This window comes from Rudanella lutea DSM 19387, from assembly GCF_000383955.1.
In the GTDB taxonomy this organism is placed as follows: Bacteria; Bacteroidota; Bacteroidia; order Cytophagales; family Spirosomataceae; genus Rudanella; species Rudanella lutea.
Genome location: NZ_KB913013.1, coordinates 4,933,408 through 4,959,588, shown reverse-complemented (window position 1 = coordinate 4,959,588; position 26,181 = coordinate 4,933,408). Strand labels below are relative to the sequence as shown.

Sequence of the window (26,181 nt, the reverse complement as noted above, 5' to 3'; positions counted from 1 at the left end):
ATATAATCTTAACTTACCCATTCTATAGATCATAAAAGTTTACGTTTTCAAACATGGCCCTATAGTTGCCTTACGGCATGAATGCCAACTCGTTTGGTCTTCTCCGACTTCCAAATTCAGGGTTATGAAAAATTTTTACCCCCTTTACCTCATCGGTTGCAAAGAGCGTATGTGCCGGCTTTTTTTGCTGGTGACCACGACCTTTTTGCTCGCTACCGGGGCACAGGCCCAGATCACGGGCACCGTGTTTCGGGACTATAACAATAATGGCCTTTACGAAACATCGGCCAGCTTCACCGAAGCAGGTGTAGCCGGTGTGGAGGTCCGGGCTTTTAACTCAGCGGGCACCAACGTCACCAACGGTTCTGTGCAGATTACCAATTCAGCCGGGGCGTATTCAATCAGCCCGACCACAAGCGGACCCTTTCGGCTGGAGTTTACCCTACCAACCAGTCTCAGCACGGCTTACTACACCAGTGCCAACGGAAGCGATTCGCGAACCTCCATTCAGTTTGTTCCATCATCACCTGCTACGGCTAACTTTGGCATTAGTAACCCGAGTGAATATTGCCAAACTGTTGCCCCCCCGTTGGTTGTCCCCTGCTTTGTCAGTGGCGACCCGCTATCAGCAACCACTACCGTTGGGGGCGAGGTAGCCATTGTCAGTGTGCCGTACAATTCGTCGGGTACGGCTATCTCAGGTACTTACATAGCTACCGCCCGGCAGGTGGGCAGCGTGTTTGGTCTGGCGTATCAACGCGAAACCCAGAAACTCTTTTCGGCCGCTTTTCTGAAACGACACGTGGGCCTCGGGTCGGCCGGGCTGGGCGGTATTTATGTCAATACCCTAACCAACCCGAGTAGCGCATCAACCACGACTACTACCTACGTTGACCTTGAAAATGCGCCATTCAGCCTCAATCTGGGGCAGTCAGTTATTTCGGGCCGAGTGCTGCCGGGCAATGGTACCACCGCCAGCACCGACCCGCTCGCCTTCGATGCGGTGGGTAAAGTCGGGTTGGGCGGTATGGCCCTTTCCACCAATGGCAACATCCTGTACATTGTCGACCTGTTTAACCGGCAATTGCTGGCTCTGAATATAGGTAACCCCGCCAAGTCGACCTTTACGGCTTCCGATCTGACAACTATTTCCCTGCCTGCATCTGCCTCCTGCACCAACGGCGTGGCCCGCCCATTTGCCGTTAAAGTGTATCAGGGTCGGGTGTACGTGGGCGTGGTATGTACCGGTGAAAATAGCGGCACCGACGCCAACCTGACGGCTTCGGTGTACGCCATGGCCGAGGGGGCCACGTCGCTCAGCAGCACAGCCGCGTTTACGTTCCGGCTCAATTATACCAAAGGCCGGGTGCATACCCAGGATCCCGCTCTGGGCGATCAATGGGAAACCTGGACAAACACATTTGCCGGTATCAATGCAGGTATAACAATCGGGTCAGGTACCGTCGACAGTCCATTTCAGCAGCGTCATGCCCGGCCACAACCGATGTTCTCCGACATCAGCTTTGCCAACAACGGCGACATGATTATCGGCCTTATGGACCGGGGCGGGCATCAGTTGGGGTATCGGCAGCGCAACACGACCAATACCACCTCTGCCACGCTCGTCAATGGCTACATTGGGGGCGATCTGCTCCGGGCATCCTTCAACGGGTCAGGCTGGACACTCGAAGCCAACGGGTCGGTGAGTGGCTTAACCAGTGCTTCGGGCGTAGGTACCTCACAAGGTCCCGGCATAGCCACTCCTACCGGGTACACAGGCACGTCGGGCGAGTTTTTCGCGACGGAAAATTACGTGGGCGTGCTGACGGTGGGGCAACCACCGGTCGAGATCCACCAGGAAACGTACATGGGTAGTTCGTTGGTACTACCCGGCCTCAATCAGACGGTAGCCATCACCATGGACCCACTGAACGTGTGGTCGGGGGGCTACACCTGGTTCAACAACCAGACTGGCGTCGACAACCGGCGGGCACAGATTTACCAAAGCGTGGGCGGCAGCGACCCCAACCCCGTCACACTCGGCAAAGCCAACGGGTTGGGGGCCATTAGTGCCATCTGCGACCCGTCTCCCCTCGAAATCGGGAACCGAATCTGGCGCGATACCGACCGAGACGGCGTGCAGGATGCGGGCGAATCTGGCCTGGCGGGGGTTACGGTGCAGCTATACCAGGGCAGCACGCTCGTTTCGACCACGGTCACCAGCGCCACGGGGGAGTTTTTCTTTAACGACTCCAACGTTCCGGGTGGCCTCATCCCGCAAACAACCTACGAGGTACGGCTACCCATCAGCTCAGCCACGTTCTCAGGCTCGGTACTCTCGCCCGCCAATAACGCATCGGTCAGCGACCTGATCGACTCCGACGCAACGCTCGTGAGCAATTACGGCTCGGTATTTTACACCACGGGCTTTTCGGGACAGAACAACCACACCCTCGATATTGGTATTGCACCCGGCGAGCCCGATCTGCGTATTACCAAAACCGTAGCTAACACGCTTGTCGCACAAGGGGCCAACAACGTATTTACGCTCACAGTCCAGAATATTGGTACGGGTGTAGCCACCAACCCGGTGGTACGTGATGTGCTCGACGCAGGCCTGACGTACGTAGCCTCCAGCCCGACAGCAGGTACTGTATCGGGTGGTACGCTGACGTTTGCCTTGGGCACCTCACTTGCTGTAGGGGCCACCAGCACCATCACGGTAACGGTGACGGCCGCCAGCACAGGCGTGTTGTTCAACGTAGCTTCGGTGACAGCAACCGAGCCCGAAGCGGGCACACTGGCCAACAACAACACCGCCCGCGCCGGCTTTGCCGTTCCCGTTTACCTCTGCGCGGGCGGAACGTACACGGCCACTTTACCGGCCGCGTTCAGCAGTGTTCAGTTTTTCCAGAACGGGGTTCCGGTGGCCAGCACGGGCAACTCGTTACTCATATCACAGGCAGGCACGTACAGCTATACGGCCCTGAATACGAACTGCGGAGCGGGCGGCTGCCCCCCGTTTATTGTGCAGAACGGTACCCAACAAACCCTGAGCGTAACGCCCTCCAGCCCTACGCTCTGCGCCGGGCAGTCGCAAAACCTGACTGTTAGTGGCTGCACCAACGGAGCCATCAGTTGGTCGGGCGGGCAAAGTGGAGCCTCTATTCTGGTCAACCCCAGCACCACAACCACCTACACCGCTACCTGCACGCCAACCAGCACCAGTCTTTGCAGCAGTACCGTCGCCGTAACGGTTACGGTGAATCCGCTACCCACGGCTACCCTCTCGTCGGCGACCATCTGCGCCGGGCAAACGACATCGTTGACGGCCACAGGCGGTACACTCTACAACTTCGGCACCGGCAGCAGTACCAACAATACGCTGACCGTAAGTCAGGCCACGGCAGGTTCGTACCCCTACTCCGTCACGGTGAGCAGCGCCACGGGCTGCACAGCGGTTGCCAACGCCACCCTGACCGTAAATGCACTACCTACGCCCACGCTCACACCATCGAGCACGTCGGTCTGCCTCGGCGGATCAGTGACCCTCAATGCCACGGGTGGTACCTTGTACAACTTCGGCACGGGAGCCACCGCTAACAGCACATTGGCCGTTACGCCGGGGAGTGTGGGTACTTTCCCGTACTCGGTCACGGTCACCAACGCATCGGGTTGTACAGCCGTAGCCACCACAACGGTTACGGTCAACGCCCTGCCTACGGCCACGCTCACGCCATCTAGCGCCCAAATCTGTCTGGGCAGTTCGGCTACGCTGACGGCCGGGGGCGGTACGCTTTACAACTTTGGTTCGGGCGCTACCGCGACGAATACGCTGGTGGTCAGCCCGGCTACTACGGGCACGTTTGCCTACTCGGTTACGGTGACTAATGCACAGGGTTGCACGGCCGTAGCTACCACAACGGTTACGGTCAACGCTCTACCCACGGCCACACTCACCCTGTCGAGCGCGAGCATCTGCGTCGGACAGTCAGCAACGTTGACAGCCACAGGTGGTACGCTCTACAACTTCGGCACGGGAGCGACGGCCGGCAACACGCTTATTGTATCACCGGCCACGGCGGGTAGTTATTCCTATTCGGTGGTGGTGACCAATGCATCAGGCTGTACGGCCGGGGCAGCCACAACCCTGACCGTGAACCCCGTACCCACGCCCACGCTGACTCCTTCCAGCACGTCGATCTGTCTCGGCGGGTCGGTCACGCTGACTGCTACGGGTGGCAGCGGGTACAACTTTGGTTCGGGCACAACAGCGAGCAATACGCTTACTGTAACGCCGGGTAGCGTGGGTACCTTCCCCTATTCCGTCACGGTCACCAATGCGTCGGGTTGTTCGGCCGTAGCCACCACAACGGTTACCGTCAACGCCCTACCTACGGCCACGCTCACGCCATCCAGCGCATCGATCTGTCTGGGCAGTTCGGTCACGCTGACGGCCGGGGGCGGTACGCTTTATAGCTTTGGCACAGGAGCCACCGCAACAAACACGCTGGTCGTGAGCCCTACCACAGCCGGTGCCTTCCCGTACTCGGTTACGGTCACCAATGCCCAGGGTTGCACGGCCGTAGCTACCACAACGGTTACGGTGAATGCGTCGATCAACGCCGGGCTGACAGCTTCGAGCGCGAGCATCTGCGCGGGTGCGTCGGTCACGCTGACGGCATCGGGCGGTACCGAATACAGCTTTATTGGTGCGTTTGGCGCCGATCCCAACCGGGTAGTGTCGCCCAGCACCACCACAACCTACTCCGTGACGGTACGCAACGGGGCTACCAGCTGCACCGCTGTAGCCGCGACTACCGTCACGGTGAATCCGGTACCCACGCCCACCCTGACGGCATCAGCGTCAGCTATCTGCGCGGGGGGCTCAGTGACTCTCACGGCTGGAGGAGCAGGCACGGGCGGCACCTACACGTTTAGTGGCCCCGGCCTGACGGCCACTGGCAATACCGCCGTAGTGCCTACCAGTACACCCGGCACCTATGCCTACTCGGTAGTGGTCACCAACAGCGCGGGCTGTACCGCCCTGACTACAACAACGTTCACGGTAAACCCGCAACCCACCGCGACCCTGACGCCCTCGTCACAAACCATCTGTCCGGGCAGCTCGGCAACCCTCACAGCCGGCGGAGGGGTCAACTACAGCTTCAGTGGCTCTGGTCTGGCTATTTTTGGCAATGAAGCCGTTGCTACACTCAGTACGGCAGGCACGTACCCGTATTCGGTAGTGGTCACCAATGGCTTTGGCTGTACGGCCGTTGCCAACGCCACCGTCACGGTAAGCCCGGCCGTAGTGGTCACGCTCATTCCCAGTAGCCCGGACAAATGCTCAGGCCCCACATCGGTCACCTTGACGGCCAACGCGCCCGGTGCGACTTCGTACGAACTAAGCGACGGGCAGGTATCCACGACTGGCCAGTTTGAGGTAAGCCCCAACCAAACGACCGTTTACACCGTGACGGCCACCAACGGCATAACGGGCTGCTTCGGCATTGCCGGGACTACCGTTACCGTGAACCCAACCCCGGTAGTCAGCATCACCCCGTCGAGCATAGCCATTTGCCAGAACGGCAGCGCTACCCTCACGGCAGTAGGCTGTACAGGCACACTCCTGTGGTCGACGGGCTCAACGGCCAGTTCGATTCTGGTACAAGCGCCAGCGAGTGTATCGACCTTGCAGGTTCAGTCGTACACAGTAACCTGTACGGCATCGACAGGCTGTGCCGCATCAGCCTCGGCGGTGGTCACCATTTCGCCCCCCGACGCCATCGCGGCCGTTAGCAACTCGCCGGTTTGCGCGGGGCAGCCCCTTGAGCTACGGGCTACGAGTGGCGGCAGCCAGTACGTATGGAGCGGCCCGAATAATTTCACGGCCAACACCGCTACGGTGACCATTCCGAACGCAACGACCGCCAACGCGGGCCTGTATAGTGTAACGCTCACTGGCGGCACCTGCGACGGGGTTGCGAGTGTGAGCGTATCGGTGAACGCGTTACCCGTTGCCACCCTTTCGTCGGCCACGATCTGCCCCGAAGGCACAGCAACCCTCACGGCTACGGGCGGTACGTTTTACATCTTCTCAAACGGCATCGAATCGGCCAGCAACACCCTCAACGTCAGCCCCAACGTTACAACCACCTACTCCGTCACGGTTAGCAATGCGGCTGGTTGCACGGCTTTGGCAACGGGTACCGTAACGGTAAACCAGCCCCCAACGGCCACCTTGAGCGCTCCTACCGTTTGCGTGGGTGGGTCGGCCACGTTAGTTGCCGGGGGCGGCACGCTTTACAACTTTGGTTCGGGAGCCACAACCGCCAATAGCCTGGTGGTGCCGACTCCGACAGCCGGTACCTTCCCGTACTCGGTTACGGTCACCAACGCGCAGGGTTGCACGGCAGTAGCCACCGATGTGCTGACGGTCAATGCACTCCCCGTTGCCAACCTACTGGCGGCACCGGCTACCCTCTGCCTCGGCGAGTCGGCTACGCTGACCGCCAGCGGAGGTTCGGGCAGCACGCCGTACAACTTCGGCACCGGAAATACGGCGAGCAATACATTAGTCGTAACACCGGCCAGTACGGGCACGTTTGCCTACTCGGTTACGGTGACCAACGCGTTGGGCTGTTCGTCCATTGCTTCAACCACGGTGACGGTCAATGCCCTGCCTACGGCCACACTCACCCTGTCGAGCACGAGCATCTGCGCCGGGCAGTCGGCGACGCTAACGGCTACGGGCGGTACGCTTTACAACTTCGGCGGGGGGCTCACAACGGGCAACACGCTGGTAGCCAGTCCAGCTACGGCAGGCAGCTATCCGTACTCAGTAGTGGTGACCAACTCGTCGGGCTGTACCGCCCTGGCTACAACCACGCTGACCGTTAACCCAGTCCCCAGCCCCACATTGACAGCTTCGAATACCGCTATCTGCCTCGGTGAGTCGGTGACGTTGACCGCGACGGGCGGTACCGGGTACAACTTCGGCACCGGAACAACAGCGAGCAACACACTTACGGTAACGCCGGGTAACGTGGGCACCTTCCCCTACTCCGTTACGGTGACCAATGCGACAGGTTGTTCGGCCGTAGCCACCACCAACGTTACGGTCAACGCCCTACCTGCGGCCACGCTCACCCCATCCAGCACGTCGATATGCCCCGGCGGATCGGTGACCCTGACGGCTACGGGCGGTAGTGGGTACAACTTCGGCACAGGCACTACAGCCAATAACACGCTTGTGGTAACACCGGGCAGCGTGGGCACCTTCCCCTACTCGGTCACGGTCACAACGGCAGCGGGTTGTTCGGCGATTGCTACCACGACGATCACGGTAAATGCGTCGATCAACGCCGGGCTGACAGCTTCGAGCGCGAGCATCTGTATTGGCGAATCGGCCACGTTGACGGCTACAGGCGGCACCCTCTTCAACTTCGGCGGGGGCAACCAAACGGCCAGTTTCATTATCGAAACGCCCACTGCACCGGGTACCTATCCGTACTCGGTAACGGTAAGCAACGGGGCCACCGGGTGCAGCAGCACAGCATCGACCCTGCTGACGGTGAACCCCCTGCCCGTGGCTACGCTTTCGTCGCTCACCGTATGTCAGGGCGCTCCCGCAACCCTCACGGCGACCGGCGGTAGCACCTACGCCTTCAGCGGGCCGGATATTACGGCGGGCACTTCGTCTCTCAACACACTCAGCGCACCCACCGCCAGCGCGGGTAGCTTTGTGTACTCGGTGACGGTGACCGACGGCAACACGGGTTGCAGCAGCGTGACCACGGCTACGCTCACGGTGAACCCCGCCGTAACGGCAACGCTCTCTTCGGTCTCAATCTGCGAAGGCCAACCAGCCTTGCTGACAGCCACCGGCGCGGGCGTTGGTGGTACCTACGCCTTCAGCGGACCGGGCATTACGGGCACGGGCAGCACAACGGCCAACACCGTTACGGTACAGCTACCGGCAGGGTCGGGTACGTTCCTGTACTCTGTAACCGCTACCAACAGCTTTAACTGCTCGGCAGTAGCTACCGGTACGATTGTAGAGCAATTGGCCCCGCTTGCTACGCTCTCGTCGGCCACGGTCTGCGTCGGCGAATCGGCCCAACTGATTGCGTCGGGCGGCAGCAGCTACGCCTTCAACGGCCCAAACATTACAGGCTCCGACACCAATACACTCACGGTAGCGGCCACAACGGCAGGCACCTTCCCCTACTCCGTCACGGTGAGTAACGGGGCCGGTTGTCAGGCCGTTGCCAATGGGGTACTCACCGTAAACAGCCTGCCGACAGTAGACCTTTCATCGCTGACGGTCTGCCTCAACCAACCGGCTACCCTCACAGTCACGGGCGGCAAACCGGGTAGCACCTATGCCTTTGCCGGACCGGGTATCGCCGGAGGAATCACGCAGACCAACACGCTCAGCGTACCCTCCACCAGCGCGGGTAGCTTTGTGTACTCGGTGACGGTGACCGACGGCAGCACGGGTTGCAGCAGCGTAACCACGGCTACACTCACGGTAAACCCTGCCGTGATAGCCACGCTTTCTTCGCTTTCGATCTGCGACGGTGCCCCCGTGAGCCTGACCGCGACCGGTGGCGTTCTGTACCAGTTCAGCGGTCCCGGCATCACCAACACTAGCAGCACAACGGCCAATGTGATGGCGGTGAATGTACCTACCGGCTCCGGCACGTTCCCGTACTCGGTGACCGTCACAGACGCCAACGGCTGTCAGGCCGTAGCCACCGCGACGATTGTCGAACGGGCGGCTCCAGCGCCAACGCTCTCATCGCTCGTTACCTGCCTGAACGAACCAGCCACCCTCACAGCGACGGGCGCGGGGATCGGGGGCACGTATCTCTTCGGCGGATCGGGAATCACGGGTGCGTTGAGCCAAACAGCCAACACCTTCGCGGTAGCAACTAACCAGCCGGGCACGTATCCGTACTCGGTGACAGTGACCGACACCAACGGATGTACGGCCATCAGCAACGCAACGGTCACGGTAAACCCGGCAGTAACGGCTACGGTCAATTCGGCCAATGTGTGTTTTGGTCAGTCGGTTACGCTCGTCGCGACGGGCGGCACCTCGTATGCCTTCAGTGGCTCGGGCATTGTGAGCACATCGGGCAACACCGCCGTGGTAGCGGCCACGGTGCCGGGTACGTATCTGTACGATGTTCGGGTAACCGATGCCAACGGCTGTACGGCCATCACCACGGCCACGGTCACGTTCTACCCACCTGTTACGGCCACGCTCTCGTCGGCCTCCATCTGCGACGGGGCTTCGGCTACGCTCACAGCCTCGAACAGTGGCGGGGAAAGCTACCTCCTGAGCGGCCCCGGTATCACGAGCCCCAACTCAACCACCGACAACGTGTTTGTGGTGACACCAGCGGGAACCGGTGAATTTTTGTACACCATTCGGGTTACCGACGCCGTTGGGTGTACGGCTACCGCACAGGGTCGCGTATTCAAATACAGCAGCCCGCAGGTCAGCCTATCGTCAGCCTCAATTTGTGCGGGTACCTCGGCCACACTCGTGGCCACCGGGGCACCAGCCAACGCCCTCTACAGCTTCAGTGGAAACGACATCCTGACCGTTACAAACAACCAGATTGTGGTAGAACCACCGGTGGCCGGTACGTATCCGTATTCGGTGACGGTAACGGACGCCAACGGGTGCTCGGCCGTGTCGAATGCCGTAGTGACGGTGCAGGACCTGCCCTCAGTAGCCATTACTACCCTCACCTGCAACGGCCTCTCGACCTATACCGTGAGCTTCACGGCAACAGCCGGAGCGCTGGTGACAGCCAATGTTGGTACGGTTACGGGGAATCAGGTAACGGGCATCCCGAGCGGTCAGACGGTCTTGCTCACAGCTGCGCTGAACAGCTGCACGGCAACGGCATCGGCTACGCTCGACTGTCGCGTCAATGCGGCCTCACTCGGCGACTTTGTTTGGGAAGATCTCAATGCCAATGGCGTGCAGGATGCGGGCGAACCACCCATCAGTGGCGTTACCGTGACCCTCTACACCAACGGCAGCGCGGTGGCTACCACGCAGACGAACGCCAACGGATTGTATAGTTTCACGGGCCTGACGCCGGGCGTCGGCTACGTGGTTGAGTTTGGCGCACCAACGGGCTTTACCACTACCGTAGCCAATGCCAGCAGCGATACGGGCCGCGACAGCAACGCCGATCCGCTCACGGGCCGGACGGCGAGTGTGACGCTGGCCCCCGGCGAGGTGAACCCGACTATCGACGCCGGCTTCTACCGGCCCGCCAGCCTCGGCGATTATGTATTTGCCGACAACGATCAGAACGGCGTTTCGTCGCCGGGCGACCTGCCACGGGGTGGGGTAACCGTCACCCTGATTAACAACGGCACCGTGGTGGCCAGCACCGTTACAAATCCCGACGGCAGCTACAGCTTTACGGGGCTAACTCCGGGTGTACCGTACTCGGTGAGCTTCACGGCTCCCGACGGCTTTACGGCAACCACCTACCCCACAGGCATCACGAATCCGATCACGCTGACCTCGGGCGAAAACAACAGTACGATTGATGCGGGCTTCTTCAGCCCGGCCTCGCTGGGTAACTTCGTCTGGAGTGATACCGATCGGGATGGTGTGCAGGATACCGACGAGCCGGGTATTCCGAACGTAACGGTAACCCTCATCCGCAACGGCACCGCCGTAGCCACCACTACCACAGACGATAACGGGCTTTATACCTTCGCAGGTCTGATACCGGGCGTACCGTATTCGGTGAGCTTTGCCGCTCCGGCCAATTTCTCGGCATCGCCCGCTAATCAGGGGGGCGACGACACGACGGATAGCGACGCCATCAACGGGGTTACCAGCTCACTGACGCTCAGCCCCGGCGAAAACAACCCGACGCTGGACGCCGGATTCTACCCGCTTCGTTTCGACCTGGCGCTGAGCAAAGCCGTGGTGAATGCACCCAACCCGCTATTGCCGGGCAGCCTCATCACGTACCGAATCACGCTGACGAACGAAGGCGAACTGACGGCCTTCAACACGCTCATTACCGACACGCCACCCGCCGAACTGAGCTTCTCGGCGGCCAACTCACCCGACTTCACCAGTACGGGCGGGGTAGCATCGGCTACGGTAGTGGCACTTGCACCGGGGCAGAGCGTCACGCTGACGGTGGCCTACACCCTGGCCACGAGCACGTCGACAGCCTTGACAAATCAGGCGGAAATTACCTCGACGAGCGACGATGATGTGGATTCAACACCGGGTAACCGGGCCGTTGCCCCCGATGAAGATGACACGGCCATTGCCACCATTCAGCCGGTGCAGTTTGCCGCACTGGGTAATTTTGTCTGGGAAGACCTAAACGCCAACGGACAGCAGGATTCAGGCGAGCCGGGCATCCCGAATGTACTGGTGAGCCTGCTCCAGAATGGCGTGGTGCTGACCACCACAACGACCAACGCCGGAGGGCTGTACAGCTTCACGGGCCTGACGCCGGGCGTTGCCTATCAGGTGCGGTTCGATGCGCCAGTTGGCTTCACCAGCACGGTTGCCAACTCTGGTAACGACCTGACTGACTCGGACCGCGACCCAATCACGGGCCTGAGCCAGACCGTAACCATGATCGGTGGCGAAACAAACAACACCCTGGATGCGGGCTTCTACCGGCCCGCCAGCCTCGGCGATCAGGTGTTTGTTGACCGGAACGAAAATGGAACACAGGACACCGACGAGCCTGCTCTGGGGGGGGTTACGGTCACGCTTGTCAGCAACGGTACCGTGGTAGCCAGCACCGTTACGAATCCCGACGGTACCTACAGCTTTACGGGTCTGACGCCCGGTGTGCCGTACTCAGTGAGCTTTACCGCGCCGGAGGGCTTCACGGCTACCACCTACCCCACCGGAGTTTCGGAGTCGGTGACGCTCGTATCGGGTGAGTCGAATAACACGCTCGATGCCGGGTTCAACAGCATCCCGGTGTACGATCTGAACCTGACCAAAACTGTTGTGAGCACGGGGCCGTACTACCCCGGTAGCCCCATCACGTACGAGATAACGGTGACTAACAACTCGAACCGGCCGGTGTATAACCTCAGGATTACCGATCAGTTGCCCGCCGGACTCCTGTTTGTGAGCGGAACAGGCTTCAGCAGTACTTCGGCCAATAGCGTAAGTGCGCTGGTTGCGGGGCCACTTTCGGCCTCGGGTGGTACTACAAGCCTCACACTCACGGCCATGCTGAGCCCCGATTTCACCGGAACGTCGCTCAATAACATTGCCGTTGTGGAGGCCTTCACCCCGACCGAAGACCTCAACGGCCCCTTGCTGATTGATGCCGACCGAACCGACAACCGGGATGAAGTAGCCGTGCCGATTGGGCAGTTGGCAAGCCTTGGCGATCAGACGTTTGTCGACACTAATGCCGACGGAATTCAGAACAACAACGAACCCGCTCTGGGTGGTGTAACGGTCACCCTTATCAGCAACGGTACCGTGGTGGCCAGCACCGTCACGAACCCCGACGGTACCTACAGCTTTACGGGTCTGACGCCCGGCGTGCCGTACTCAGTGAGCTTTACCGCGCCTGAGGGCTTCACAGCAACTACCTACCCCACCGGGGTTTCGGCACCCGTGACGCTGACAGCGGGCGAGGCCAACACCACCGTCGATGCCGGGTTTGCACCGCTACAGCCCGCATTGTTGCTGGCTAAGCAGGTAAATACCAACCGCACAACGCTGGGGGCCGTGGTCTCGTACACCGTCACGCTAACCAACACAGGGCCGGTTTCGGCCACGAGTATCGTCGTGAGCGACACGGCCTCGGCCGGGGTACTGATTGTGCCGGGTTCGGTATCGGTTTCGGTGGGTAGCTTTATGCCCGGCATGGGTGGAGGCACCTGGGCAATTGCCAGCCTGCCCGCAGGCGCTACGGCTACGCTCGTGTACAGCGCCAGCCTCACCACCGAGGGTATATCGACCAATACGGCCTCCATTCCGGGTCAGGACGCATCGGTATGTACCACGGTACCGTATCGGGTATGTGCCGGGCAGCCCTTTGGCATTCGGTTAGGGGCTCCGGCTGGTTTCAGTCGCTATCAGTGGTTCCTCACGGCACCGGGGGCTACCACCGCCACGCTTGTGTCGGACGGAACGCTCAACTCGTTTACGGCTACCTTGCCCGGCGAGTATCAGGTAGTCATTGATGAAGGGATTTCGGGCGGATGCCAGCAGTCGACCTGCTGCCCGTTTGTGATCGAGGAAACGCAGGTGCCGGTGTTCACCGTACTTACCCGCAACCCAACCTGCGTGGGCTCAGCCCCACAAACAAACGGTCAGTTGCAGGTTACGGGCCTGGGCACCGATGCAGGGGCTCGTTACAGCTACCAGTATTCGGCAAGCACCAGCTTCGACGGGGCTTTGGCGGTACCGGCTTCGGCAACGGCCCTGCCCGCCGATGGTATTCTGGCAAGCAACCTGCCCGAAGGCAACTATACCGTTCGGATCACCGACGTACAAACGGGGTGCTTCCGCGACGTAACCGTTGCCCTCACGGCCAACTGCACCTGCCCCGAAGACATCTGTGTGCCCGTAACGATCAAGAAAATCAAGTCGCTTGGTAAGGCGGTAACGCAGTAATTTACAAAGAGCGAAAGAGTGAAAGAGTGAAAGAGTGAAAGAGCGCTGATGAACACCCGCATTCTTTCACCTTTCACTCTTTCGCTCTTTCACCTTTAAATCAGTGACGGCTTAAACCCGGGTCGGGTGCGTTTTTTGGAGGCCTGTTCGTAGGCGTAGGCTAATCGCAACAGAGTTCCCTCCTGATAGGCACCCGAAATAAGTGAAAACCCAACCGGCAGGCCGTGCACCGTACCCATGGGCACCGTAATGTGCGGGTAGCCAGCCATAGCCGCCGGTGGGCAGAAGTAAAAGCCCGTGTCGTAGTCGCCGTTGACCAGATCAATGCAACCCGCGTAGCCGATGCTCGTGCCGCAAATGGCATCCAGCTTCGCATCGGCCATGAGTTTATCGATGATCTGCCGGGTACCGAGCGTTTTGGCCAAAGCATCGGTGTACTCTTTACGGCTGAGGTCGCCTTTGGCTTCGCTGCTTTCGAGAATCTCCTGCTTGAAAAACGGCATTGCCTCAGCTTCATTTTTTTTGTTGAACGCAATCACGTCAGCCAGCGATTTCACGCCCGCCCCGGCCGTAGCCAGGTATCGGTTCAGGCCGTCTTTGAACTCGTATTGCAGCACCGTGTACTCGGCCCCGCCGATCTCGCGGGTCAGTTTGAGCAAATCGACTTCCACCACGGTAGCGCCCTGTTTTTTAAGCACCTCAATGGCTTCTTTGTACAGCCCGACCACCCCTTCGTGCCCCGTCAGAAACGACTTTTCGACCCCGATGCGCTTACCGGCCAACCCGCCCGCATCCAGAAACCGGGTATAGTCCGATTCGGTTTTTCCGGCGCTTTGGGCCGTAACAGTATCGGCCGGGTCGGTGCCGACCATGGCCCCCAGCAATATGGCCGCGTCGGTTACGGTACGGGTCATGGGCCCGGCGGTATCCTGCGTTTTGGAGATCGGAATAATACCCGTGCGGCTCACCAGACCAATGGTCGGTTTGAGGCCCACCAGGCCGCAAAACGAGGAGGGCGCAATAATCGACCCGTCGGTTTCGGTCCCCACGGCCACGGCGCACAGGTTGGCGGCCACGGCTGCCCCCGAGCCCGAACTCGACCCGCACGGGCTCCGGTCGAGCACATACGGATTGCGGGTTTGGCCACCCCGGCTGCTCCAGCCACTACTCGACCGGGTTGAGCGGAAGTTGGCCCACTCGCTCAGGTTGGTTTTGCCCAGAATTACGGCTCCGGCTGCGCGGAGTTTGGCGGCCACAAACGCATCCTTAGCCGCTTTGTGCCCGTTCAGCGCCAGCGAGCCCGCCGTTGTGCTCATCTGATCGCCGGTGTCGATATTATCTTTGAGCAAAATCGGGATGCCGTGCAGCGGGCCCCGCACTTTGCCGGCCTTGCGCTCTTCGTCCAGAGCGGAGGCCATCGTCAGGGCATCCGGGTTTACTTCGATCACCGACTTCAGGCCCGGCCCATTTTGGTCAATGGCCTCGATCCGGTCCAGATACAGTTTCGTGATGTCGGCAGCAGTGTACTCGCCAGCCTGCATCTTTTTCTGTAGTTCACTAACAGTCACCTCGTTCAGTACAAAGTCGTCGGTAAACGAAGCGGTTTTGGTTTCGGTTTTGGCCGGTTTGTCGGCACCGCAGGCAGCCATCGCCAGCGAGGTAGCTCCCAGACTAACGGCCGATGAGCTTTTGATAAAATGTCGTCTGTTCATTCTGTAAAGAATGTGAAGTGGGTTTTGATGTGCTAAAGGGCACGGATTTTCAATTACGCGAATTTGAGCATACTTCGGCACTAAGTTTGTACTGTATTAGGGCTTATTTCAGAACGCCCCTTCGCGTACCCTCTCCCTACTCCTGGGTACCCCTCCTACAGAGCCCCTTTGCCCCACCTGTGCTATCGCTTCAGGCTCGTAACCACCCGCCGAAAGATTCCATATCTTACCGTATAGTCACAAATACAATACATTGATAATCAACATAGAACACTTTATATATTTTCTCTATAAATCTAAATCCAACAAGTCATTGATAGGCTAACTGCCTCATACTGGCGCACTTATTGCTCTCGCCGGGTCAATCCAATAGCTCTTGATTCCATCATAGTCTTATACCCGGCAGTTGGCTTTGCCAGCTTTCGAACGCTACCGTAATATGCGTCTTTTTACAATCTCATGGATGCCTTTGAAGTGGCCGATTGAGCCACGCGACGAGGTCCCCCAACGGCCTTACTTCGTCCGTTTCGTTGGGCTTCTGCTTAGCTTCGGCCTGAGTGCCTTCTCGGCGCAGGGGCAGGTGACAGGGCAGGTGTTTCGCGATTACAACGGCGACGGCATTCGGCAACCGACCGAACCACTCGTCGGGGGCGTCGTGGTACAGGCCTACAACACCACCAATGTGCTCTGTGCATCGGTAACGACGGGCTCAACGGCCGATGGCAATGGGCAAAACTACGCCCTTTCCGGGTGCACAGGGCCGGTACGGGTCGAATTCTCGATTCCGGGGCCGGTAGCGCAGGTATGCGGCCTGAACAATCAGCTCGATTTTCCGGGTGGTGGCGGGGCAAACTATGGCTCGGCCGTACAGTTTACATCGGCACCGGGTGTGGCCCATTTCGCCATTGCCTCCCCGCACGAGTACGCATCTCCGAAGCTGGCCAACCCCAAACTGTTTACGTCCTGTTACGTGAGCGGCAACAACACCGGCTCTGGTAACGTGGGCGATGCCGACGCCTTTGTGGGCGTCGATTACAACCCCGTGAGCAACAACGCCCCCGCCCCGGCTCATTATGCCAACACCCGGCAAATCGGCGCTACCTGGGGCATTGCCTACTCCAAACAGGCAAAGCGAGTGTTTACCTCGGCCGTACTGAAACGGCATACAGGACTGGGGCCGCTGGGGTCGGGTGGTATTTATCTGATCGACCCCTCGGTGCAGTTACCCGCTACCAATGGCGTAATCAACTTCCTTGATTTCGACGCAATCGGCATTGCCACGCGGGGGTCGGGCACCTACGCAGGCGCAACGGTAGCTGGGCCGGTGGTTCCGTTCAGCCCCGTGGTGGGGTCAAACACCGAGCGGGGGCTGGGCACCAACCTCGACTCCGGCGAGAAAGACGCGCAGGCGCTGGCGCAGGTAGGCCGGGTATCCTTTGGCGATCTGGACATCTCCGACGACGGCCGGTACCTGTATGTCATGAACTTATACGATAGCCGTTTGTACGAGATCGACCTGACCGACCCGGCCAATCCGGTAGCCCCAACGGCTGCCAACCGGGCCACCAAAATCAGGTCGTGGGCCATTCCGAAACCCTGCAATGCGGCCACCGGCGCCCCTCGGTCGTGGGGTATCGATTACTACCGGGGTAAGGCCTACATTGGGGTCGTGTGCGATGCTTCGATTTCGCAGAATTCGAGCGATCTGAGCTTTACTATTTACGAACTGGACCGTACGGCAGGTGTTTTCTCGGCTAAACTGAGCCATTCTCTCGACTTTGGTCGGGGTGTTTCCGACGGCTTTCGGGCCAACGGCAGCGCCCGTACCGGCTGGTTTGGCTGGACCAACGACTGGAGCAAACTGGTGCAGGGTACCGATGTGGTCAACTGGCCACAGCCCATCCTGTCGGACCTTGAGTTTGATACCGATGGCTCCATTGTTCTCGGCTTCATCGACCGGGCGGGTTTGCAGGGCGGATGGTGGAATTTCAGCCCAATTGCAAACGACAGCCAACTTTACATGACCATTACCGGGGGTGATATTTTGCGGGCGTACAAACGCAACGACTGCAATTGGGAACTCGAATCGGGCGGTAAAGAAGGCCCCAGCAGTGCCAAGGCCGCTACGGGGGGGGCTTTTAACGGCGAAGGGCCCGGCGGGGGCGAATTTTACCACGAAGAAAAGCTGGGCACCTCGCACCGCGAAACCGCGCTGGGCGGCCTCGGTATGTTGTGGGGCAGTGGCGATGTGGTCTCAACCGTGTACGATCCCTTCGGCTTCGATTCGTTCGGGCTGGCCTGGTTCGACAATACCACTGGTCAGCGCGACAAAGCATTTGAAGTGTTCTGGACAGGGAACTCGGGCACTACGCCCAACACCGGTACGTTTTCGAAGGGAATCAGTCTGGGCGATGTGGAAGTGCAAACCGAGTTGGCCCCGATCGAGATTGGCAACCGGATTTGGGACGATACCGACAAAGACGGCATTCAGGATGCAGGCGAAGCCGGTTTTGCCGGGGTGAGTGTTACGCTCAGCACCGGCTCAGGAACACCCATTGCCACAGCTACCACCGACGCCAACGGTTCTTACTATTTCTCCTCAGGTAGCGGTACCTCTACCCTCAGTGCTGTTTATGATTTAACCGCCCTGACCGCCCAAACCGGGTACCAGCTTAAGTATCCAACGTACACCGCAGGCAAAGCCCTTGTACCTGCCAATGCCGGTGCCGACCATATTGATTCGGACGCCCCGGTGAGTGGGGTCCTTTCGTTCTCAACAACTGATTACGGACAGGCTAACCACTCGTTCGATGTCGGGTACAGCGCCGTTCCCTGCGCCCTGACCCTCACCGCAACGGCAGGCCAATGCAACCCGCAAACGAACGAGTACGCCGTGAGCGGCACCCTCAGCTTCACCAACGCCGTAGCCGGGGTGGCCACCCTCACCGACGGGCTCGTATCGACAACCCTCACCATTCCGGCCGGAGCCACTTCGGTAGCGTATGCGCTCACGGGCCTCGTTGCAGGCACCAGTTCACACACAATCACGGTTACCGTGGCCGACTGCGGGAGTACCGCAGCCATGTACACAGCCCCGGCGGCCTGTCTGGCTGGTCCCAGCCTGTCGCTGGCCAAAACCGTCAGCGCGAGCCGCGCGCAACTGGGCGATGTTGTCTCGTACACGGTGACCGTAACCAACACGGGCCCGGTAGCGGCTACGGGGGTAGTTGTGAATGATGTTTTAGGCACCGGTATTAGCCCCGTACCCGGCTCGTTCGTGGTTTCGGCCGGCAGTTTTGCCCCCAGTTTCAGCGGGGGCAACTGGACGCTCACGAGTCTGCCCGCAGGTGCAACCGCCACCCTCGTGTACAGCGCGAGCCTGACGGCCGCCGGGGTGCTGGTCAACATGGCTTCTGTACCCGACGAAGAAGTGCAGGTCTGCACCACAGTGCCTTACCGGGTATGCAGCGGTCAATCAGTGGCGATTCCACTCAATGCTGCGGGCGGTTTTACCCGTTACCAATGGTACCGAACTGCCCCCGGCTCCAGCACGGCTACGCTCGTAGCCGACGGGACACTTAGCTCATTTACGGCTACCCTACCCGGAGAATACCGCGTCGTGATCGACAATGGCCTGGTGAACCCCTGCGGCCAATTGCCCTGCTGCCCCTTTGTGATCGAAGAAACGCAGGTACCGCTCTTTACCGTTCAGGCCCAAAACCCAACCTGCACCGGGGCTACACCGCAGGCCAATGGGCAACTCCAGGTAGCTGGTCTGGGCTCTAATGCGGACACCCGTTACGATTATCAATATGTAGCCGCAAGTAGTTTCAATGGCGCTTCAGCAACACCCGTGGCGGCCGTACCCGCCAACGGGGTATTAGCTACGAATTTGGTGGTTGGTACTTACACAGTCCGTATTACCAATCGGGCGTTGGGCTGCTTTCGCGATATAACCGTGTCTCTTGTCGACACCTGTACCTGTCCACCAACTCAGTGCCTGTCCATCACGGCCGAACGTCTGGTCGTGGACAAATAAGTCCCTGATTGTAAATTATTAAGCCTTATCTCGATTACCCAACGGCTTTGGTACTACTCATTTATTATGAGGGCCGGAGCCGTTGATTGTATCTACTCATTTGTGTAACGTGTACGGCATCAACGGTTGGCGCTTCTAGCCCGGTAAGCCTTGCTCTAGATAGCCTGCTATTGGCACAGTTTTTACTTACTTCCTTTCAGGTTCATTTTGGTTGAATTTATACCACGCAGGTCTCCGATCTATCAAATTCACTTTAGTATTTAAAACCAAAAACTCGTTTCCTTAAATAACAAAATATGACAACAAGTAACCTTTTCACCTTTTCTTAAGAACCTGCTTTGTCGTCCACTTTCGCTTTTTCTTGTATGTAACACCTGACGGTGGCATAGTTTTTGGAGCACAGACTGTAACTTTTTTTGCGATTTATTTTCTGCCAACCGGAGAGTTCTTATGTATTTATACTTCACTATTTTTTGAATACTCAAACACTTTACTTTCTACTCAAAACCAATATATACCACTCATAAACAACCACTTACAAACAGTTTATATGCCCTATAAAAATAGCAGATAAATACTTAAATAAAAACATCTATATTTATTCATTTTTTTCATGGTCTTATAGTTGCTGATCTGTGATCTATTGGCAGAGTTGCTGATCAAACTGCATCTCAATTAATGGGTCATGAAAAAATTATACGTACTATTTTCTCAGTTACCAGCCCATCGATTCTTTTTCTCTACAGTGCTGATTCTTCTGATTGTTAGTGGGGCGCAAGCCCAAACAATTACCGGAACGGTTTATAGAGATTTTGATTCGAACGGGATTTACGCGGCTATTCCTACTTCGGGTACCTACGCGTACGGAGAGCCGGGCGTACCGGGTGTCGTTGTCACGGCATACCCCAGTACAGGCACCCCCATCTCGGCAACCACAAACTCGGTTGGCTCGTACACGATTAACGTTGGTAACGGCAACCCTTACCGGGTTGAGTTTACCAATTTAGTCACGGGCGATTACGAGAGTTTCCGAGGCACCAACAGCCAGACCTCGGTTCGGTTCGTAACCGGCGGAGCTTCGAGTGTTAACCTCGGGGTTAACTACCCGCCTAACTACTGCGGGGTGTTGAATCCCTATCTCGCTACCTCATGTTACACCAATGGTGACCCAACCAAACCCAGCAACCTGACCAACAACCCGGCTAACGACAACTGGATGGTAGGCTGGCAGTATGATGGTACTAACACGGGACGGAATACCTATCTTTCGAAAGGGAGTATTGGTTCTACCTGGGGTCTGGCCTATCAACGTACCACCAACTCGCTGTTTGCCGCTGCCTTCATGAAGCGCCACTCGGGTTTCGGTACGGGTGGCCCCGGTCAGATCTACAAAATTGATGTGACCAACCCATTGAGTGCGACAGGCACGGTTGTTCCGTTTGTGAACCTGACTACCGACCTGGGGATTCCGGTTGGTACAGATCCACGCGCCCTGACAGCCCTGCCCGTGAATAAATTTACACCCAACTACGACGCAGCCGCCTTTGATCTGGTGGGTAAAATGTCGTTGGGAGATATTGATATTTCGGACGATGAGCGCACCCTCTGGGTGATGAACCTCTTCGACAAGGCTTTGTACGAGCTACCCATTGGTCTACCGGCCACCAAGCCCACTACGTTTACGAAGCACCTCTTACCAACAGGGGGCTGTGTCAATGGAACGCTTCGGCCGTTTGCAACCAAGTATTACCGGGGTAAGGTGTATGTAGGCGCCGTTTGTTCGGCCGAAAACGCTGGCGGCACGGCAAGCAACCTCACAGCGCTGGTGTACGCTCACGACCCCGCCGGGGCCGATGGCAACTTCACGCAGGTGCTCTCGTTCCCGCTTACTTACACCCGGGGCTTTGCGTCGTCGCGGGGAACCAACCCCGGCACCGGCCTTGCCGTACTGCCTGGCACCTGGCGGCCGTGGATTGATCAGTGGACCGATATTCCGAGCTCGCTCTTGTTGGGTGCTTACGACCAGACGGTTTGCCCACAACCGATGCTTTCTGACATTGAGTTCGACGTGAACGGTGAAATGGTTATCGCCATGATGGACCGCTTTGGGCATCAGGCGGGTAACCTCAACTACTCGACCATTTCTTCAACAACGGCGGTTTATGAAGCCACCGCAGCGGGCGATATGCTCCGGGCTGGTCGTCGGGCCGATGGTACTTATCAGCTCGAAAGCAACGCCATCGTGACGAATATTCCGGCCAACAGCCTGACGCCGATCACGGTTACGTCGCAGGGGACCAACCAGACCCCCGATCAGGGCCCCGGTGGCGCTGAATTTTACTGGCAGGATATGTACCCACAGGTAGCCAGCCCGAACTCATCGACGGCCGATGGTGGTCACCAGGAGATTCTGGTGGGTGGTATCACGCTGTTGCCGGGTACGGGCGAAGTAGTCAGTACCGCCTTCGACCCATTCAGTGATTTCCGGGCGGCAGGTGCACGTTACTACAACAACACAACCGGGGGCGCTAACTACGTGTATGAGGTTATCTCGCAGGATGGTGGGTTTACCTCACAGACCCAGCAAGTCGCTACGTTTGGGAAAGCCGCCAGCCTCGGCGATTTGGAGGTATTCTGCGAAATTCCTCCGATTCAGATTGGTAACCGCGTCTGGAACGACCTCGACAACGACGGCGTACAGGATGCCAACGAACCCGCCCTGGGAGGTGTGGTCGTAAACCTGAAAGGTCCCGGCCTGCCCACAGCGGGGGTGTCGGTAACCACCAGTGCCACGGGTGAGTACTACTTCTCGAACGGGGGCGGCAGCAATACCACCGGGTTTGTCTACGGTCTGACGACGCTCACCTCGGGCGGCAGCTATACACTCACGTTCCCGCTTTCGGCCTCGGCCAATACGCTATACCTGAGCACAAAACCCAACACAGCTACCGGCACCAACGCCGACGTAATTGATACCGACCCCAACACGGCGGGTATTATCACGTTTACGCTCGGTCAGGCGGGAGAAAACAACTTCAGCTACGATGCGGCTTATACAGACTGCGCCCTGACGGTAGGTCCTGTAACACCAACCTGTAACACGCTGACTAACCAATACACCCTGACGGGTACCATCAGCTTCACGAACACCCCGGCTACCAACCTGACCATTTCGGCAGCGGGAGCCACCACGGTCGTGAGCGTCACAGCCGGTCAGCCTTCGCTTACGTTTACCCTGTCGGGCACCAGCCTCATCAGCAACGGACCTGCCAGCCGGACCCTGACCATTGTGTCGTCGGCATCGTCGTGCGGAACGGCTTCAGCTACGTACACCGTACCGGCCACCTGCACCGTTTGCCCCACGCTTACGGTTACCCCCACTACGCTCTTGTCGGGTACGGTTGGGGTTGGCTACAGTCAAACCCTGACCACTACGGGCGGTGTCAGTTCGTACACCTACGCGGTGGTGGGCGGAAGCCTGCCTGCGGGCCTGAGTCTATCACCAACCGGTGTAATCAGTGGCACCCCAACAGCCAGCGTAACTACGTCATTCAGTGTTCGGGTGACGGACGCCCTCAACTGTTCGGCCGTGGTACCGCTCAGCCTGACGGTTGTACCGGCTCCTGTATGTGGGCTTAGCCTGACCGTAACACCGGGCCTTTGCCAGTCGGCTACTAATACCTACACGCTCACGAGCCGGGTTGGGGCGGTCAACGTACCGGCAAGCGGAACCCTGACCGTCAGTTCAGGAGCCTTCTCGCCCCCATTCGTCCAGACGATTCCGGCGGGTAGCAGCACAGGTACTTTAAGTTTTAGTGGTCTGGTAAGTAACGGCAGCACCTTCACAGTGACAGCGTCATTCTCCAACACGGCCTGCGCCCCCGTTAGCGAAACCTACACGGCCCCGGCTTCATGCTCGGTTGCGCCCCCCTGCTCGCTCACGGTTAACTCCCGCGTCAGCGTGTGCGACCCCGCCACAAACACCTATTCATCGACCGTTTCGGTAGGCCTGACCAATCCGGTAGCGGGTGTGCTCACCCTCACCGATGGCGTCCTGAGCCAGACCGTTACGATCACCGGCAGCACCACGAGTGCGGTGGGTATTTTCAACGGACTGATTTCTGACGGTACCCTGCATCAGGTATCGGCCAGCCTGCCCAACTGCGGCACATCAACGGCGACCTATACGGCCCCGGCTTCGTGCTCGGTAGCGCCCCCCTGCTCAGCCACACTGGCCGTAACAGCGGGTCTGTGCCAGTCGGCGACCAATGCCTACTCCGCTACGGCGACCCTGACGGTAGTGAACGTGACCACTCCACAAACCGTAACCATCACGATTGCCGGTGTCAGCAGCCAGGCTATTACCTTGCAGGCCGGTACCAACCAGGTGAGCTTCGATGTAAGCAACCTGCCTTCGGATGGTCTGGTGAAAATTGCCACGGCTACCTTCTCAGGTACGGCTTGTGCGTCGGTAAGCAATACGTACACGGCCCCGGCTTCGTGTTCGGTAGCGCCCCCCTGCTCGGTAACGCTTGCCGTAACGCCGGGCGAGTGTAACACGCTCACCAATGCCTACTCGGCAACGGCCGTTCTGACGGCGGTGAACATCGACGCCCCCCGTTCGGTAACGATCAACGTAGCCGGTCAGACGCAGGTATTCAGCCTGACGGCTACGGGCACCAACACAGTCGTGTATGTAGCCACGAACCTGCCATCAGAAGGTGCACTCAAAACCGCCACCGCGACGTTCTCAGGTACCACCTGCGCCAACACGTCGGCCACCTTTACGGCCCCAATGACCTGTACAAGCTGCGCGCTTATGGCCATCCCAACAGCGGGCCTGTGCCAGACCGCAACCAACACATACAGTTCAACCGTGGTAGTTGTAACCGGTCTGACCGGAGCCGGTGGGGTACTCACCGTTACCGACGGCACCCGCAGCGTCACCCTGGCCGTAGCCAGTGGCCTGAGCAGCTTTACGGGCACGGCGGTATTCAACGGCCTGGTAAGCGATGGCACTACGCACACGGTAACGGCTACGCTGCCGGGTTGCACATCGACCTCGACAACGTACACCGCTCCGGCATCCTGCTCTATTGCACCAGTTTGCTCGGCAACGCTCACGGTAACGCCCGGCCTGTGCCAAACAGCGACCAACACATATTCGGCAACCTCGCTGTTGATTGTTGAAAACGTAACTGTACCGCAAACCGTTACGCTGACGGTTGGTGGAGTAAGCAGTGTCCCGGTATCACTGTCAGCGGGTCGGAATGAGATCAGCCTGACCACGATCGGTCTGCAATCAGATGGTTTGACCAAGGTAGCCACGGCGACCTTCTCAGGTACGGCCTGCGCTTCGGTAAGTGCTACGTTTACCGCGCCCATGACCTGCACCAGCTGTACGCTCATGGTGACCCCAACGGCGGGTCTGTGCCAGACGGCCACCAACACCTTCAGCTCGACGGTGGCTGTGGTAACGGGCTCAACCGGCACGGGTGGCACCCTGACCATCAGCGACGGTAGCCAGAGCTTCACACTGGCCGTAGCGGGCGGGCTGAACAGCTACACCGGCACGGCGGTATTTACCAACCTGCCCAGCGACGGCTCAACCCGCACCGTAACGGCTACGCTGCCGGGTTGCGCATCGACCTCAGCGACGTACACCGCACCCCAGTCGTGCACGGCTACACCTACTTTTGATCTCCAGAAGCGGGTAAGCAGCACGAAAGTGCAGTTGGGCGATGTAGTATCGTACACCCTGATTCTGACCAATACCAGCACGGTGGCCGCTACCAATGTGGTCGTGAGCGATACAGCAACGGCAGGAATTGTCGTGATTCCGGGCTCAGCCACGGCTTCGCTTGGTACGTTTACCCAGACCCTCAACGGTGGCGACTGGGTGGTACCGAGCCTGCCAGCCGGCACTACGGCTACGCTTGTTTATAGTGTGAGCATGACGGCCGAAGGGGTTGCGTTCAACACGGCGTTTATCCCCGGTAAAGACAACGATACGCAGGTTTGCACCACCATTCCGTACAAGGTTTGTAAGGGTCAGCCGTTCGCCTTCGAGCTGTCGGCCCCGGCCGGTTACAGCCGCTACCAGTGGTACCTGACGGCCCCCGGTGCTACCACCGCTACGCTTGTGTCTGATAGTTCGCTTAACTCATTCACGGCTACCCTGCCCGGTGAGTACCGCGTTGTGATCAACGAAGGCGTAGTAGGTCAGTGTCCGCAAACGGGTTGCTGCCCTGTGGTGATCGAAGAAACCGAAGTGCCGCTGTACACGGTACTGACCCAGAATCCGACCTGTGTAGGCTCAAACCCACAGGCGAATGGTCAGTTGCAGATTACGGGCTTCACCGATGTACGCCGGTACCAGTTCCAGCTCTCATCGGGTACGAGCTTCGATGCCGCTTCGGCTACGGTGGCCGCTTCAATTCCGACCAATGGCATTATCGCCAGCAACCTGGCGGTAGGCAACTACACGGTTCGGGTGATTGACCGGCAGACAGGATGCTTCCGCGATGTGACAGTAGCCCTCACGGCCAACTGTGCCTGCCCCGAAGAGATTTGCGTACCGGTGACCATCAAGAAAACCAAATCGCAGGGCAAAGTAGTGACGCCTTAAGCGAAAGAGTGAAAGAGTGAAAGAGTGAACGGCGAAAGCGTGAGGGAGGGTCCTTCACGCTTTCGCCGTTTTTGCGGTAGGCACCATTCTGGCTTTGCCGGGAAGCGTTCGGCCCAACGTGGCCCGGCCAAACGTGGCCTGC

At 58.8% G+C, this 26,181-nt stretch carries 4 protein-coding genes; 3 read left to right on the top strand and 1 reads right to left on the bottom strand.

The genetic code is table 11. The annotated features are described in order from the left end of the window. Positions 1-124: 124 nt before the first annotated feature. Entirely contained in the window at positions 125-13,660 is a 13,536-nt protein-coding gene (locus tag RUDLU_RS0120415; protein WP_019990285.1) for an SdrD B-like domain-containing protein, read from the top strand. A 95-nt stretch (positions 13,661-13,755) separates the two neighbouring features. Here the strand turns inward: RUDLU_RS0120415 and RUDLU_RS0120410 are convergent, their stop codons facing one another. After that, positions 13,756-15,372 carry an amidase gene (locus tag RUDLU_RS0120410; RefSeq protein WP_019990284.1) on the bottom strand — a complete coding sequence of 539 codons (1,617 nt, stop codon included), beginning with the start codon at positions 15,370-15,372 and terminating at the stop codon, positions 13,756-13,758. Positions 15,373-15,841: 469 nt separating this feature from the next. Here RUDLU_RS0120410 and RUDLU_RS0120405 point away from each other — a divergent pair, with 469 nt between their 5' ends. After that, positions 15,842-19,411: an SdrD B-like domain-containing protein gene (locus RUDLU_RS0120405; RefSeq protein ID WP_211220221.1), complete on the top strand. Its 3,570-nt coding sequence runs from the start codon at positions 15,842-15,844 to the stop codon at positions 19,409-19,411. A gap of 685 nt (positions 19,412-20,096) precedes the next feature. Further along, positions 20,097-26,039 carry an SdrD B-like domain-containing protein gene (locus tag RUDLU_RS28900; protein WP_019990283.1) on the top strand — a complete coding sequence of 1,981 codons (5,943 nt, stop codon included), beginning with the start codon at positions 20,097-20,099 and terminating at the stop codon, positions 26,037-26,039. Positions 26,040-26,181 lie beyond the last annotated feature (142 nt).